Source organism: Gemmatimonas aurantiaca T-27 (assembly GCF_000010305.1).
GTDB classification, from domain to species: Bacteria; Gemmatimonadota; Gemmatimonadetes; order Gemmatimonadales; family Gemmatimonadaceae; genus Gemmatimonas; species Gemmatimonas aurantiaca.
On record NC_012489.1, the window covers coordinates 3,242,260 to 3,256,565 of the forward strand.

Genomic DNA, 14,306 nt, shown 5'->3' on the forward strand with positions numbered 1-14,306 from the left:
ACGAGCAATGACCGAGGTCGTGATCGTCAGTAGTGCCCGCAGCGCCGTGGCCCGAGGCAAGGCCGATGGTGCGCTGGCCGCGGTGCATCCGGTGGATCTGTCTTCGGCGGTGATGAAAGCCGCTATCGATCGTGCGGGTATCGATCCCGAGATCATCGAAGATGTGCAGTGGGGCTGTGCGATGCCGGAGGCGTCGCAGGGGCTCAATCACGCGCGGCTGGCATGGCTGCGCGGCGGTTTTCCCGTGTCGACAGCGGCGGCAACCATCAACCGCTTCTGTTCATCGGGGCTGCAGTCGGTGGCCTATGCATCGCAGGCCATCATTGCTGGCCAGGGTGACGCCGTGATGGCCGGTGGCATCGAAATGATGTCGCAGGTGCCGATGTCGGGTTACAACGCGCGTCTGTCACCGGAGATCACCGAGTCGTACATCGGCATGGGCTTCACGGCAGAACGTGTCGCGAAGCGCTGGGAGATCACGCGCGAACAGCAGGACCAGTTTGCCTACGACAGCCAGCGCAAGGCCGTGGCTGCGTTGGCCTCCGGCGTGTTCGCGAAGGAGATCGTGCCCATCACCACGCAGCGGTACTCGTGGAAGGGCGCCGAGAAGACGGTGAAGGACGTGGTGTTCGATGTGGACGAATGCCCGCGTGCGGAAACCACCGTGGAGGGTCTGAACAAACTGCGTCCCGCGTTTGTCCCCACGGGTTCGGTCACGGCCGGCAACGCGAGTCCCTACTCCGATGGCGCGGCGGCCGTGCTGATGATGCGCGCCGACAAAGCGAAGGAACTCGGACTCACGCCGATCGCACGCTTCGTGAGTTTTGCGGTGGCTGGTGTCGACCCCGACATCATGGGCGTGGGGCCGATCAAGGCCGTACCCAAGGCGCTCAAGCGCGCTGGCCTCACCCTCGCAGATCTCAAACTGATCGAGTTCAACGAAGCCTTCGCCGCGCAGGCGCTGGCCGTCATCAAGGAACTCGATATGCCCACCGACATCATCAACGTGAACGGTGGCGCCATCGCCCTGGGCCATCCGCTCGGAGCCACCGGCGCCAAGCTCACCACCCAACTGGTGCACGAGCTGCATCGCCGCGGTGGCGGATACGGCATGGTGACCATGTGCATTGGCGGAGGTATGGGAGCAGCGGGGGTCTTCGAGGTGTTTTAACTGCTTGGACTGCGGGGGCTGGAACGACGGAAGCTGGTGAAACGGGAGCTGGGACCACGGGAGCTGGTGGGACGGGAGCTGGACCTACGGGGAAAAACGGGAGCTGGCACCACGGCTCCGCTGAAGCGGCCGTTGGTCCAGCTCCCGTTCTTACCCGTTCCACCAGCTCCCGTTTCACCAGCTCCCGTTCCACCAGCTCCCGTGGGTCCAGCTCCCGTCGTTCCAGCTTCCGCCCCACCAGCCCCGCAGTTCACGCCCCCTCCCAATCCGCCGAAGCCCTGCCGTACTACCGATCCAGCCGCCTCACGCGTCCCGTAGGCGGCATGACGATCCGGCCGTTCATGCGCTCGAGATGTTGCATGACCAGATCCGCCGTGCGCGGAAAATTCGCCGGCGTGCGTTCATGCTCGGCACACACCGCCGCCGCTTCGGGAATGCGATAGCCATCGCCACTCCGGCAGGCCGGGTACGTCACGAACGACAAACGCACCGTGTCATTCGGTGCGATCACACGCCCGTCGTCCCGGGTGAGCGGTCCGATCACCCGCGCACCACTCGGCTGGCGCGCGTCGAACTGGAAACGCACCCCGCTCACCTGCGGATAGGGCCCCCCTCCCAGTCCACCGCGGCGGATGCCCACTTCGATCAACTCGCGCAGGCGGGCACCGGTGATCGGGAACGTGACCGCGCGCGTTTCATCGGCAAACAGGAAGATCCCTTCGATCATGTGCCGTGTGATCGGGCCCGCCGGCATGATGTCGTCGAAACGCAGTGCACCGGAGTTGATTATCGCAACATCGGCATTGGTGCCCGCGCGCATCGCATCCACGATCATGTTGCCGAACGGACTCTCCCGCTTGGAGATGGAGTCGATGGCGTTGATGGGCTCGGGGGCGATGCCGAGCACACGATCGGGGCCAATGCGCCGCGTGAGCGTGTCGCGCCAACGATGCACCGCCGCACGGGTGACCGGATCGTCCGGCATGCCCGCGACAAAATGCACCTCCTGATCGTGCACGGCCCAGCCGGTGCCGCTCTTCGTGAACGTCACCAGATAGGCCGTGCGGGAGTTGGACACCGCCTTCACCACCACACGACCACCCAGTGCCACACGCTTGCCGTCGTGATCGTGTCCGCCGAGGATGCTGTGAATACGCGGTTCACGGGCCAGCGTCGTCGAATCCTCGTACATGAGCCGATGGGTGAGTCCCACAATCAGGTCGGCCCCCTGCTGCTGGAGCGTGTCGACCAGCGCCGTCGTCACGGAATCGGCGTTGCGGCAGCGCACATAGGCGGGATACTCGAGCACGATGTTGGTGCCAAAGATGCCGACCTTGGCGCCGGCCACACGGACCGTGTCCCATCCGCGCACCCCGGGAAACGCGGCACCATTCGACTCGGTGCAATTGCCAGACAGCCACCGGAACTTCGATTCACCCAACCGCGCCACCAGATTCGCGCGCGAACCGTCGAACTCGTGGTTGCCAAGTGCCGCCCAATCGAGACGCGCCGCGTTGAAGCCGTCCACCATCTGTGCACCACCGTACCACTTGCTCAGCACACTGGGTGACAGCACGTCACCGGCCAGCACGAACAGCACACGCGATCCGGTGACCCGCTCTACTGAATCGCGAAACGCCGCCACGCGCGCCAGTCCGCCTGTGCCATCACGCAGTGTATCGGTGACGTAGACGTCGTTGACCAACAGCATGCGCACCGTTGGCGTCGCTGAAGCCGCTGCGAGTGGGCCAGCAGATTCCGCACCACGTCCCGTCCGACAGGCCGCGGCGACGGCCACACACACACTCGCGAGCACCGCACCACGCCACATGGTGCGCCAGGACATCAGATGATGCTCCCCGCGTCCACGCCACGAATGGCGAAGACCCGCGCCACAGCCTGACCGATCTTGTTGTTCGGCGTGCTGGCCCCTGCCGTGATACCAATGCGCAGCGGACCCGTCGTCGGCAGCCACGACGACATTTCGTCTTCGTGGTGTTTGGCACCAATGCGACGATATCGCACGCGGTTTTCCGCGACGTCGATCTCATCGGGGTCCGCAATGTGATACGTCGGCACCTGTTCGGCGCACAACGCCGCCAGTGAGATGGTGTTGCTGGAGTTGTAGCCGCCCACCACCACCATCAGGTCGAGCGGATCACGCAACAGCTCCATCACCGCATCCTGCCGGTCCTGCGTGGCACTGCAGATAGTGTCGAAGGTGCGGAAATGCTCGGCGCGATGGGCCTCGCCGTACCCACGCGTCATCGACTCTCCAACGGCCGCCCCGATCGCCAGCGACTCACGCGCCAGCATCGTGGTCTGGTTGGCCACACCGACCCGCTCCAGATGCACATCCGGATCGAATCCATCACTGGCCGCCTTGGCAAACCGCTCCAGGAACGCCTCGCGCGAGAGCGGCTCACGGGCCGGTTGCACACCAGCCCGGTCCTCCAGGTAGTCCATCACCAGCTCCGCCTCAGCCATGTCGCGCACGACGAGATACTGCCCGCCATTGTACTTCTCCACCTGCGACGCGGTGGCCCGCGTCTCTTCGTGGTAGTACTTGCCATGAATCAGGGACGTGAACCCATCACGGGCGTAGGCCTCCACCCGTTTCCACACGTTGAGCACCGAACCACAGGTGGTGTCGACCACCACACACCCCAGCTCACGCAGGGTCTGGAAATCCTGAATGGTCACGCCGAACGCGGGCAGGATCACCACATCTTTGGGTTCCACAGGGGCGTAGTCGAACCCTTTGCCTTTCGCCGACAGGAAGATGACCCCCATCTCCTGCAGCTTGGCATTCACGTGCGGATTGTGAATGATCTCGCCAGCGAGGAAGATGCGTCGCTCCGGAAACTTGCGGCGCGTCTGGTACGCATAGTCCACGGCCCGCTCCACGCCGTAGCAGAACCCGAATTCACGGGCCAGGCGGATCGTGGTATCACCGGCCTCGAGCGCGTAGTCGCGCTCGCGCAGCAGGTCGACCAAGTGACCGGTGTAGTCAGCGGCCAATGTCTCCTGCACTTCGGCCTTGAGCCCAAATCCCTTGCGGATATAGGCACCGGAGGCGTCGGCGGCGGCGGAACCGGGAGCGCCGGTGGTGCGAACGCCGGCCGCGGTCGCCGACGTGTCTGACGGGGTATTCGACATACGTCTAATCTAGCAATTCGTCGGCAGGGCACGTCCCCGTGCCTGCGAGGTACAACCCAAGGTGTCGTGACCGCGTCGTGACGCGGGTCGGGGAATCCCCTCTGGCCGATTCGTGCGCACGCCCGCACCCTCCAAGCCATGTATCGGACCATTCTCGTACCCCATGACGGCTCCGCGCCCAGCGCTCGGACCTTGCCGCTCGCGGCCGCCATCGCCCGTCACACCGGCGCCGCTGTCCACGTGGCCATCGTACACGACCCCAGCACCTACATCCCGTTTGTGCCAGGCGAAGTGGCCATCCCCGTGTTTGACCAGGAACTCGTGGCCACACACCGGCAACACGACCAGAAGCTGCTCGACGGCGCGGTGGAGCAACTGCGGGCACTTGGCGTGACGGCCAGCGGCGCCCTGCTCGAAGGCACGGTCGTGGAGGCCCTGGTGGAGTATGCCCAGCAAGCGGCTGTGGACATGACCATCATGGGCACGCACGGGCGCAGTGGCTTCGAGCGCATGCGGTTGGGGAGCATTGCCACGGCCTTCCTCACGCGGGCGACCATGCCGGTGCTGCTGGTCCCGGCGGCCGACGAATATGTCGGCGACCACCTGCCTGGCGGCACCTTGTTGTGCCCACTGGATGGCTCGCCGTTCGCCGAATCGATGCTGCCGCACGCCACAGCCTTCGCCGAAGCGCTGGGACTCCGCATGCACCTGATCGGCGTCGCTGTGCCGCATGCCATTCCCATGGCGCCGTTCGGGGCAGAGGCACTCCTCGCAGACCACGACGCATTGGACGCCGAGGCGTCGGGACGCGAAGACTATCTCGAGCGGGTGGCGAGCGAATGCCCGGCTGGCACCACCTGGTCTGCCGTGCACGACATGAGTGTCGCGCGTGCGGTGCAGGACGCGGCCGGTGATCAGGGGGCTGGTGCGATCGCCATGGCCACACATGGCCGCGGCGGATTCAAGCGCCTCGTCCTGGGCAGCGTGACGGACGAAGTACTGCGTGGCGCCAAGGTGCCCGTTCTCGTGTACCGGAAACAGGACTGACCGACCGCCGTCTCAGTCGTTGTCAGTCATTCGAGGCGGCAAACAACTCGGGCGCCAGCCACGGGGCCAGCGCGTACGCGACCATCGGTTCGTAGGCGCGCTGGCGATCCACCAGACCAGCCGTGAGAATGCCCACTGCGCCCTGTCCGTGTTTGGTGCCGGTCACTCGGGCCACGGCGTCCATCGCGTATCCCAGCTCCTGCCCGTCGCGAATGCGCGCGGCCACGATGTCGGGGATGGGCATCGACAACGATCCGCCCATCCCCTCCTGTCCATTGGCATCCACCACCACGGCCCAGGCGCAGCTACGCATCGCGCCGTCGGGGAGAACCACGATGCCCCCTTCCAACCCGACCCCCAGCGTGCCCGCACCGGCCACCAACGCGAGTTGGGCCCGCTGCCTCGCACCATCCTGAGTTTCCGCGTCGCCCACGGGTTGATCCGGCACACCACTGGGCACCGACACGCCCATCACGTCGGCATCCGGAACGAGTCGCGTCACGATCGCACGCACCGCCGCGATCTTGACCGGATTGGTGGAGCCGACGACCACACGACGAAAAGAATCGAGCACGGGCAGTGAGCGAGCGGTGAGCAGAGCGTGGTCGCAGAGCGGGGACACCAAGCGCGGGCGCACAATTCCCTGCCGCGGCTTGCTCGCAGCGACCTGCACCCCAGTATAAGCTTAACCAACACCAACGGGCGCCCACCGCATGGGCGTTCACCGATCACCCCCGCTGCATGACCGTCTCGCACACCGACGCGCGGACTGTGGCGGCGAGCGAGCGACTTTCCGGTCCGCTGCCGCCCCGCACGCGCCTCTGGCTCGATTTCGTCAATACCGATGCCGCCGCGCAATCGCCTGGCGGGGATTTGTTGCGGGACTTCGAGGCGTTGCTGCACTGGTTGCAGCAGCAGGTGGCGGTCGACGATGAACGGGCGGCTGGTATCCGGCGTCGTGCCGTGTTGCAGCCGGCAGCCGCTGCGGCGACCCTCGTGGATGCCCGCCGCGTCCGAGCCGCCCTGCGGGCGCTTTCAGAACGCGGGGAACAGGTCGTCCGCGTACGTGACGACGCGGTGGTGGAGATCAATCGCGTGCTGGGACGCAGTGCGGGCACCCGTCGCATCGATCCACACACCGACGGTGGCTACACGCGCAGCTTCGTGCCCACGGGTGACGCCTTCGCCGGCCTGATGATCCCGATCGTGGAGTCGGCCGCCGAATCTCTGGTGTATCAGGAGCTGGGACGTATCCGGCGTTGCGCCGATCCCCGCTGTCATCGGGTGTTCCTCGATGCCACAAAAAACGGCCTGCGTCGCTGGTGTGACATGGGCACCTGTGGAAATCGGGCCAAGGCCGCGCGTCACCGGGCGCGGAGTGCGGGGGCGCGTTGAGTAAAGGCCTGTTCCGCGATGAGAGGTTTCGGCACTTACCACGTTTCGCATCGTCGCGCGTCGCGCTGTCGCGCTTCGTGTTGTCGCGTTTCGCATGATCACGCCACATACACCAGCGGGCACGGTCGACGCACAGGACCCGGCGCACACCCCGGATCGGGATCTCACACTCGAACGCGGCTTTGTCGCCTCACTGCGCTGGCTGGTCTCGGAAGGGGATGCCCGTGGCGTTCGACGCATCGCGGTGGAACTGCGCGCGTTGCGCGAGGCGCTGACCACGCTCGACGAGACCCGTCTTGCCCGCGACGAACATGCCCGACGCGCCTCAGAGCTCGATCGAGAACTGCACGCCGCCATCGCGATGCTCGGCCCGGGCACAACGGTCAACGGCAGCGGCGGCCTGGTACAGCGCCTCATACGCCTGCGGGAGCGCCTGGCCGAAGACACCATGTCGCGCGAACAACTGGCCGTCGAACGGGACGCCTGGCGGGCAATGTGTTCGTTGCTCACACAAACCCGCGCTGGCATGCAGGACCTGCTCGAGCGCACCGAACGCGACCATCGACGCACCTCGGCGGAAGTCGCCGTCCTGCGCGAACGGGTGGCGGAGCTGACGGCCATGCATGACGACACCGCCGCGCAAACTGCGCTCGCCCGACAGCAACTGGTCGACCTGCGCGAACAACTCACCCGCTGGAGTGGCACCGTCGAGCGGGCGTTGGGCGAATTGTTGCAGGGTGCGCGCGAGCTCGCAGACTGACCGCACACTCGGGCTGCCTACACATGCCGCGCACCGTCGACGTCACGCGGACGTATCTCGGTATCGAACGTCTGGACGACCTGATCCCGCCGCCTGGAGCAATCGACCCGGCGGCCGTTCCGCCACTCACCCTCGAGCGGCAGGAAGCCTGCACGATTCCCGAGTGGCGCACACTCTATGCACAGATCGGCGGGCCGTGGCACTGGCACGACCGTGATGCCTGGACCAACGACGCGCTGCGCGCGCACCTCGACCGCGATGCGGTGCATGTGTACGTCGTGCGTGCGGCAGGGGATTCTTCGACCGCCGCCGGGGGCATGCTCGAACTCGAACACCACGAGGACGGCAGCGTGGAGATCGTGTATCTCGGTCTCGATCAGCGATTGATCGGTCGTCGACTTGGCGCATGGCTGGTGCACCTCGCCGTACAGGAAGCCTTTCGCATCGACGGCGTCCGGGTGTGGCTGCACACCTGCACCCTCGACGCCCCCGCGGCCCTGCCCAACTATCTCGCGCGCGGGTTTTCCGTCACCCGTACCGAGCAGTATCAAACAGCACTGCCCGACTGAGCAGGCCGGCGACACGCTAGCGCCGACGGCGTCCCTTGCCCGGATGCCGATGGCCGCCGCGCCCCTTGTGCCCGCCTCCCTGACCACGTGAACCGGAACGCCCGTCGCCATCGCGTCCACGACGCGGTCCATGACGATCACGTCCCCGTTGGTCTTCACGCGCCCGATCGCGAGCAGCCCGTTCTTCGTCGGTGAATGGCAGATCCAACCGCTCCTGCAAGGTGAGCAGATCGGCCGCACGCACAGCTCCGCGTGCACCACGCACCACGATGAACCGCAGCACACGATCCAGCGCCGGCAACTCCTCTTGGACCAGTGTGCGCGCCAGCTTCTCGGGCAACCGGAGCCGCGCGACTTTCACGGCGGTGCCATCGTCGTGCTCTTCGAAGTCGTACTCGATGCCAACTTCGCGATCACGCACCTCCACCGTGTCAGGCAACGCACGCGCCGCCGCCAACTGCGCATCAGTGAGGAAATCGCGTCGATCGATCAGGAGTGGAATGGCACGAATCGCATCCCAGCTCGTGGCTTCACCGAAGCGCGACAAATACCATGCTGCCAGCTCTTTCTGGCCGAGGCGCGGTACGTCACTGCCAAGTCGCCGGCGCACTTCGCGAATCTCATCCACCACCGGCTGATTGCGGCGCACCGACGGATGACGCAATTCACCGCGGGCCGCCGCATCGGCGATCAGTTGCCGCGCGCCCTCGGCATATTCACCCACGAACACCGGCAACGGCTCCATCTCCCGTGAGAGATCGAACCCGTAGTAGGTGACCCGTCGCTGCAACAACACCGGACTCTGCTTGCGCTCCGCATCGAGCATGAGCTCGGGCGCGTGCCGATGCGCGTACTTCTGCACCAGATCCATCGACAACTGCGTGCCTTCGATCGCCGCGCGCGGCACACCGTGTCGATCGGCGAAGTAGCGCAGGGAACCCGCCACCGCTCCCCACGATCCACACACACTGGTTTTCGAAACACGCGCTTCGTGACCATCGGCCGTCTGCTCCTCGATGACGAGATCGAACGGCATGTACCGCGCCAACAGATCGGCGAACTGCCGATGCACCGCAGCACCGGCCAAGGGCATCGTGGTCGGCAAGGGCAGCCCCACCGAACGATACACACTGGCCATCGCGAGCGCGGCATCTTCGAGCGACTTCACCAGCACACCACGTTGCTCGGCCCAGTGTGCGATCCGCTCGGCGTCGAACATGTGGCGCGGCAACCCGAACACTTCACCGATGTAGCCACTGACGCGGAAACCCTCCGCATACAGGTTGTAGGCCGTCAGGTGATCACTGCCGCGCACCACCAGTCCTTCGAGTTCGCGCCCTTCGCGCGTCATGCGATGCAGCGAGTCGATACCGCTCATGACGGCGAGCATGGGCAGCAGCGCATCGTCACCATTGACGATGAGCTCCCCCCAGGCGCGTTCCACGGGCAGCGCTTCCACCGCGCGACCGTAGGGCGTGAGGTGGCCGTTTTCGATGAGGCCACGCGACTCGAGATGCGACACGGCCTTGCGGTATGACGCCCGATCGAGCGGCACGGGCAGGTCGAGCGCATCGGCTCGCACGCCGAGCCCCGCGCACGTCAGTGCCACGCGCTCCGAATCGCCGGCCAACTGAAATTCAGGCTCGGTGGGGCGCAGCGCTTCGAAGCGAATGTCGCGATCGCTGAGGATGAACACCCGACCGTCTTCCACGCGACCGTGCACACGCCCCGCCATCTGCAGGATCTCGTTCGAGCCCAGATGCACGCGGGTGAGCACGTTGCGGCCACGATCGATGATGTTCGTGAAGCGCGTGTCATTGATGATCACCGTGTCGAGCCCGGGCACATTGAGCGCGCTCTGCCCGGCGGCGGTCATCGCCAGGAAAAACGGCTTCGGGATCTCGCCTTCGAGAAACGGACGGATCACCCGAATGGGCTCCCCGCCGTGATAGTGCGCGGCACTGATGCGCGGAAAGCGGGTGCGCACCCATTCGGCAGCTTCTTCCACACCGGCACGCGTAGGGAGAAAGATCGCCACACCACGCGCCGATCGGGCCAGCTTCTGCAGGAACTTGTCGTCCAGGAACTGGAGAGGCTCTTTGCGCTCCACCTGCACCTTGGCGGCCTTCTTCGCGTCGAAAGCCGACACCTGCAGGACGTCGGCGCTTTCGAGGTAGCGGGCGTAGAACGTCGGATCGACCGTGGCCGAAAGCCAGATGTAGCGGCAGCCCACGCGCTTCCCCAGCGCGAGACAGAGCTCGAGTTCGGCGCTGGTCTGGTGGATCTCGTCGACGATCAGCGTATCGTGCGGATGGATGTCGCCATCCTGGAACCACCGCCGAGCGATGCCGGTGGTGATGATGACGACATTCCAGGTAGGCGTTTCGGGTGTGGCTTCCCGCTCGCGATTGACCACCCCGACCTTGAGTTCTGTGGTGCCAAGAATCGTCTCGGCGATCGGTCGGATCCCGAGGGTCTTGCCCGTGCCGGTACCCGCTACGATGCCGAACCCCTGACCACTGGCGGCCAGAGCCCGCAGGTCGTCGCCGCGGGTGCGTTCCAGAAACGTGTCGAGGTGTAGCCCCACTGCCAGCTCGATGGTTTCGCAGGCAGCCCGGGTGGGGGCGATGACAATGACCCGGCCCGTGGCGGGCTTGGCTGCCACGAAGGCATCCCGGTCGGGCGGCAAGTAACGATCCTGGGGAGTGCGCACCCTGCAAGCTACACCCGGAAGCGGGAGAGTTACGGGCTGAACCGGGGTGAGGTAGATTTTAAGACTGTTATGGTTCCGTTCGCTTGAAAGGCGGCCCGCAGGGGCCGGTCTTCACCTGTCTTCCGACGTTTCTCCCCCTTGCTGCGCGACGCTGTATTCCGCTCTGGTGCCCCGGCGCTGATCGCTTCGGTGTGCCTTTTGGCCATGGCCTACCTCGCCACTGTTCATCGTGAACGGCTGGCGGGTTATTGGACAGTGGCCTGGGCGCTGTTGCTCGCCAGATACGGGTGGAATGCGACTTTTCTGCCCTTCACGGACACATGGGTGCTGGTGGTCGCACTCGTGCTGCGCGTGGGCTTCAGCGCCACGGTACTGGCAGGCGCGTTTGCACTCCGTGGTGAGCGGTTTTCGGCGGCAGCCATTGTGGCGATTTCGTTGGTGGTGCCGCTGACAGGCTTTGGGATTGCGACGGCGGTCGGCAATTCCCAGATCACGCCGCTGGTGTCGATGGGTGCCATGCTCATCATGCTCGCCCTGGCGGCCTGGCGACTTGCCACGGCGGCCGGGCTGCCAGCCGTGGAGCGTATCGCCACTGCGACTGCTCTGGCGACCTACGCCGTGTTGTCGGTCATCTCGCCCCGCCTCGATGACTCAACGACGGCATTTCAGGTCGTGACCCTTGGCACCTGGGCGGCGCAGCTCATCACCAGCTTTGGGCTGCTCGCGACGTTCCTCCGTATCTCACACGACCGCCAGGTGTCGTCGCACCGCACGATGGAATCGCGCCTGACCGACGCACTGGGCGGTTTTGTGCAGTTGTGCATGCACTGCAAGTCGGTGCGCGACGAACGGCTCCAGTGGCAGCCCCTCGAACGGTTCGTCGCGCGCCGCACGTCCTCGAAGCTGTCGCACGGCATCTGCCAGGACTGCGCGAAAGAGCACTATCCGGATGACTGGGAAGATATCCAGCCCCAGAGTGCCTGAACGTGGTGTGGAGTGAACCACTCACTCCACGTGCAGAATACCGACGGCGCCCTTTTGGCCGTGCCCAAATGCATGGTTCACGAACGGGAATTCACCCGGAATATCGCAGATCAGGTCGAACACCAGACCACCGCCCGCGGGCACCGTGAAGGTCTGCACTCCTCGGATGGGATTGGCCGGTGGCGCACCGAGCCACACCGAGTCGAATTGTTCGCCGACCACGTGGAAATGACACGGGTGTGACGGCCCGGCTGCGACCACCCAGAACCGCACACGGTCACCGACTTTCACACGAATCGGTTCCTTCATGTACTGCCCCGGCCGACCGTTGAAACAGACATGATCGGGCAGCGTGGAGAGCATCTTCTGGTAGTCGGACACCTGCACCCCGCCATTGCCAGCCGAGAGATAGTACTCGCCCTGTACGAGCACGAATTCCTTGGCCGGCGGCAAGCCCTCACGCGGCGACACAATGAGAGCCCCGTACATGCCTGCACCGATGTGCATCAACACGGGCGCGGTGCCGCAGTGATACATGAACGCGCCGGCATACTTCGGCGTGAACGTGAACGTGACCGACTCGCCTTTCGGGACTGACCGAAAAGCGACCTTGGGATCGATCTGCGCTCCGTGAAAATCGATCGAGTGCGGAATCACCACATCGTTGGTCAGCGTGAATTCGATGGTGTCTCCCACGCGACAATGCAGGATCGGTCCAGGCACGTCGCCTTCAAACGTCCACGCGGACACCACGACATCGTCGGTGATGCGCACCGGCACCTCGCGTGCATGCCAATGCAGGACCAGACGGCCGTTGGCCGGTGGTGGTGGCAACTCCGGCGCATAGCGGTGATACGTGACGGCCGATGCATCATTGGCCACACCGGCGACGGAGGTGTTGGCATGATGTTCTTCACGAACCACTGTGGAATCGAGGCGGCTGTTGGAGTTATCGGGGTACTGTGTTGGCGGACTCTTGGTCGGCGGCGCAGCAGATGACTGCGCGGCGTCGGGCCGATCACATGCCGAGAGTGCAGCCATCCCTGGGATAGCCAGACTGAGTGCCGATGCACGTGTGAGAAATGTGCGGCGGTCGCTGGCGGCATCACTCGCGGCGATCAGATCGGACAGCCGCGGGGTCGGGTCATTTGACATAGTTCGGATATGTGACGGGATTTTCCGGAAAGACGCGAATACGCCTATTCTGCGGAACCAGCCCAATACCCGCAATCCTAATGGGATATGGCCGCGCCGTCGATGTGCGCGGCGCGGCGGTCCCTTTACCGCTGGATCAGTTTGGTACGCTGGCCATTGCGGAAAATCTCCACACGATCGGCACGCCCGTCGCGATTGGAGTCGGTCCAGACCTGCAGCAGTTCACCCTGCGCATCGAGGAAGATGGCGCGCCAGGGCGCGCCGCCACGCCCCTGCTCTGGCACACGCACGATGAATTCGTTCGTGCCGATCCACTGCATGACCTCCACGCTACCGCGGCCGTCGATCACGTCGAGCGCACTGCGCATCTGTGGCAGCACCTGCGGATACGCGCGGGACGCAAACTCGGGCAGATCGTCGCAGCGGCCGTCGCGATCGGTATCGGTGCACACCGGCGGCCCGTATCGCAGGTCGTCGCACCAGCCGTCGCCATCACGATCGAGACAGGTGGACGATCCCGTTCCGGGAGGACGCACGTTGGGGTTTTGCGTGAAATACCGCGGATCGACCACCGCACCGGGCACAACGACACCACCGGGCGTGATATACCCGCCCTGTGACGATTGTGGCCCCTGCGGTGACACCGCGCCCCCTGGATACGACGAAGCCGGCGAAGAATTCGCCGGCCGGTCGCCATACAACTGTTCGTCCGTGATCTTTTTCTGCTCCCAGGCCTCACGCGCTCGTCCATCGGGCGCCGAGGCCAGCGGCGGAATCAGGGGTGGCCCCTTTTTCTCACTGCTCTTGAGCCGGTTGACAGGCAGTTCATCCATCTTCTTGCCGCCCGACTTGGCCTTGTCTTCACCGTAAATCACGCGGCCGTTGGCTGGCTTGTTCCGCACCGCCGACGCGCAGTCGGTGGGAGCAGGCTGCTGCGCGGCCGGCACACCGTCGACCCAGACACGGCACATGCCGGCGGGAGGCAGATACTCCTTCGGCACCTCGACCTTCTCGACACGGCCTTCGCGATCACCGGCCTTGTCTCTATCGGTCTTGGCCTGTGCAGACGCGCGACTTGCCGACACGGAAAGGCCCAGTGCGGCAAGCGCGGCGAGAACACGCCAGGATGTGTGTTTCATGACTACCTCCAACAGGACCTCTTGCCGTCCACCATGGATGGCATGTCAGGGCTCCCGACGGTCTCTAGCGCAGGGAGCGTGCCAACGCGTTCAGGCCGGCTCATGCACCGTAAGTATCGGCAATACGGTACCCTGAGGATAGTACCGGGATCCGGTTCCCCTCAGCATGTCCTTCTCTGGGGACAGCGGAGGCAGTCTCAGGGGACATATCGGA

The 14,306-nt window shown here is 65.0% G+C and carries 12 protein-coding genes; 6 read left to right on the forward strand and 6 right to left on the reverse strand.

Annotated features, from left to right (window positions below; translation table 11 throughout):
• Positions 1-7 precede the first annotated feature (7 nt).
• Positions 8-1,171, forward strand: a complete 1,164-nt coding sequence (locus GAU_RS14150; protein WP_015894567.1) for a thiolase family protein — start codon at positions 8-10, stop codon at positions 1,169-1,171.
• 286 nt (positions 1,172-1,457) lie between these two features.
• On the opposite strand, the gene GAU_RS14155 is transcribed toward GAU_RS14150, so the two are convergent.
• Together GAU_RS14155 and GAU_RS14160 are read right to left on the reverse strand one after the other, a co-directional pair.
• Positions 1,458-3,017, reverse strand: a complete 1,560-nt coding sequence (locus GAU_RS14155) for a bifunctional metallophosphatase/5'-nucleotidase (RefSeq protein WP_015894568.1) — start codon at positions 3,015-3,017, stop codon at positions 1,458-1,460.
• Positions 3,017-4,330, reverse strand: coding sequence for a 4-hydroxy-3-methylbut-2-enyl diphosphate reductase (locus GAU_RS14160; RefSeq protein WP_015894569.1), 1,314 nt, complete (start codon positions 4,328-4,330; stop codon positions 3,017-3,019). Before GAU_RS14160 ends, GAU_RS14155 begins: the two co-directional genes overlap by 1 nt.
• Positions 4,331-4,468: 138 nt before the next feature.
• Here GAU_RS14160 and GAU_RS14165 point away from each other — a divergent pair, with 138 nt between their 5' ends.
• Positions 4,469-5,377, forward strand: coding sequence for a universal stress protein (locus tag GAU_RS14165; protein WP_015894570.1), 909 nt, complete (start codon positions 4,469-4,471; stop codon positions 5,375-5,377).
• A gap of 22 nt (positions 5,378-5,399) precedes the next feature.
• Here GAU_RS14165 and yjjX read toward each other — a convergent pair whose 3' ends face one another.
• Entirely contained in the window at positions 5,400-5,951 is a 552-nt protein-coding gene (gene yjjX, locus GAU_RS14170; protein WP_015894571.1) for an inosine/xanthosine triphosphatase, read from the reverse strand.
• A 167-nt stretch (positions 5,952-6,118) separates the two neighbouring features.
• Between yjjX and GAU_RS21095 the strand changes: the two genes are divergently transcribed.
• The 3 genes from GAU_RS21095 to GAU_RS14185 all read left to right on the forward strand — a co-directional run bounded on the left by GAU_RS21095 (position 6,119) and on the right by GAU_RS14185 (position 8,101).
• On the forward strand, positions 6,119-6,772 hold the full coding sequence (locus GAU_RS21095) for a CGNR zinc finger domain-containing protein (protein ID WP_052574467.1): 654 nt from the start codon (positions 6,119-6,121) through the stop codon (positions 6,770-6,772).
• Positions 6,773-6,866: 94 nt separating this feature from the next.
• Entirely contained in the window at positions 6,867-7,532 is a 666-nt protein-coding gene (locus GAU_RS14180) for a hypothetical protein (protein ID WP_015894573.1), read from the forward strand.
• A 23-nt stretch (positions 7,533-7,555) separates the two neighbouring features.
• Positions 7,556-8,101 (forward strand): GNAT family N-acetyltransferase, encoded by a 546-nt coding sequence (locus GAU_RS14185; RefSeq protein WP_015894574.1) that lies wholly within the window; start codon positions 7,556-7,558, stop codon positions 8,099-8,101.
• Positions 8,102-8,117: 16 nt separating this feature from the next.
• Here GAU_RS14185 and GAU_RS14190 read toward each other — a convergent pair whose 3' ends face one another.
• Positions 8,118-10,814: a DEAD/DEAH box helicase gene (locus tag GAU_RS14190; RefSeq protein ID WP_015894575.1), complete on the reverse strand. Its 2,697-nt coding sequence runs from the start codon at positions 10,812-10,814 to the stop codon at positions 8,118-8,120.
• Between the two features lie 204 nt (positions 10,815-11,018).
• Here GAU_RS14190 and GAU_RS14195 point away from each other — a divergent pair, with 204 nt between their 5' ends.
• Positions 11,019-11,798 (forward strand): hypothetical protein, encoded by a 780-nt coding sequence (locus tag GAU_RS14195; protein ID WP_015894576.1) that lies wholly within the window; start codon positions 11,019-11,021, stop codon positions 11,796-11,798.
• A gap of 21 nt (positions 11,799-11,819) precedes the next feature.
• Here GAU_RS14195 and GAU_RS14200 read toward each other — a convergent pair whose 3' ends face one another.
• Positions 11,820-12,953, reverse strand: a complete 1,134-nt coding sequence (locus tag GAU_RS14200) for a multicopper oxidase domain-containing protein (protein WP_015894577.1) — start codon at positions 12,951-12,953, stop codon at positions 11,820-11,822.
• A 125-nt stretch (positions 12,954-13,078) separates the two neighbouring features.
• On the reverse strand, positions 13,079-14,092 hold the full coding sequence (locus tag GAU_RS14205; RefSeq protein ID WP_015894578.1) for a hypothetical protein: 1,014 nt from the start codon (positions 14,090-14,092) through the stop codon (positions 13,079-13,081).
• Positions 14,093-14,306: the final 214 nt, after the last annotated feature.

Bases quoted from the DNA above. Each gene is read 5' to 3' on its own strand.
- GAU_RS14150 (WP_015894567.1), top strand. From the start codon at position 8: ATGACCGAGGTCGTGATCGTCAGTAGTGCCCGCAGCGCCGTGGCCCGA.
- GAU_RS14155 (WP_015894568.1), bottom strand. From the start codon at position 3,017: ATGTCCTGGCGCACCATGTGGCGTGGTGCGGTGCTCGCGAGTGTGTGT.
- GAU_RS14160 (WP_015894569.1), bottom strand. From the start codon at position 4,330: ATGTCGAATACCCCGTCAGACACGTCGGCGACCGCGGCCGGCGTTCGC.
- GAU_RS14165 (WP_015894570.1), top strand. From the start codon at position 4,469: ATGTATCGGACCATTCTCGTACCCCATGACGGCTCCGCGCCCAGCGCT.
- GAU_RS21095 (WP_052574467.1), top strand. From the start codon at position 6,119: ATGACCGTCTCGCACACCGACGCGCGGACTGTGGCGGCGAGCGAGCGA.
- GAU_RS14180 (WP_015894573.1), top strand. From the start codon at position 6,867: ATGATCACGCCACATACACCAGCGGGCACGGTCGACGCACAGGACCCG.
- GAU_RS14185 (WP_015894574.1), top strand. From the start codon at position 7,556: ATGCCGCGCACCGTCGACGTCACGCGGACGTATCTCGGTATCGAACGT.
- GAU_RS14195 (WP_015894576.1), top strand. From the start codon at position 11,019: ATGGCCTACCTCGCCACTGTTCATCGTGAACGGCTGGCGGGTTATTGG.
- GAU_RS14200 (WP_015894577.1), bottom strand. From the start codon at position 12,953: ATGTCAAATGACCCGACCCCGCGGCTGTCCGATCTGATCGCCGCGAGT.
- GAU_RS14205 (WP_015894578.1), bottom strand. From the start codon at position 14,092: ATGAAACACACATCCTGGCGTGTTCTCGCCGCGCTTGCCGCACTGGGC.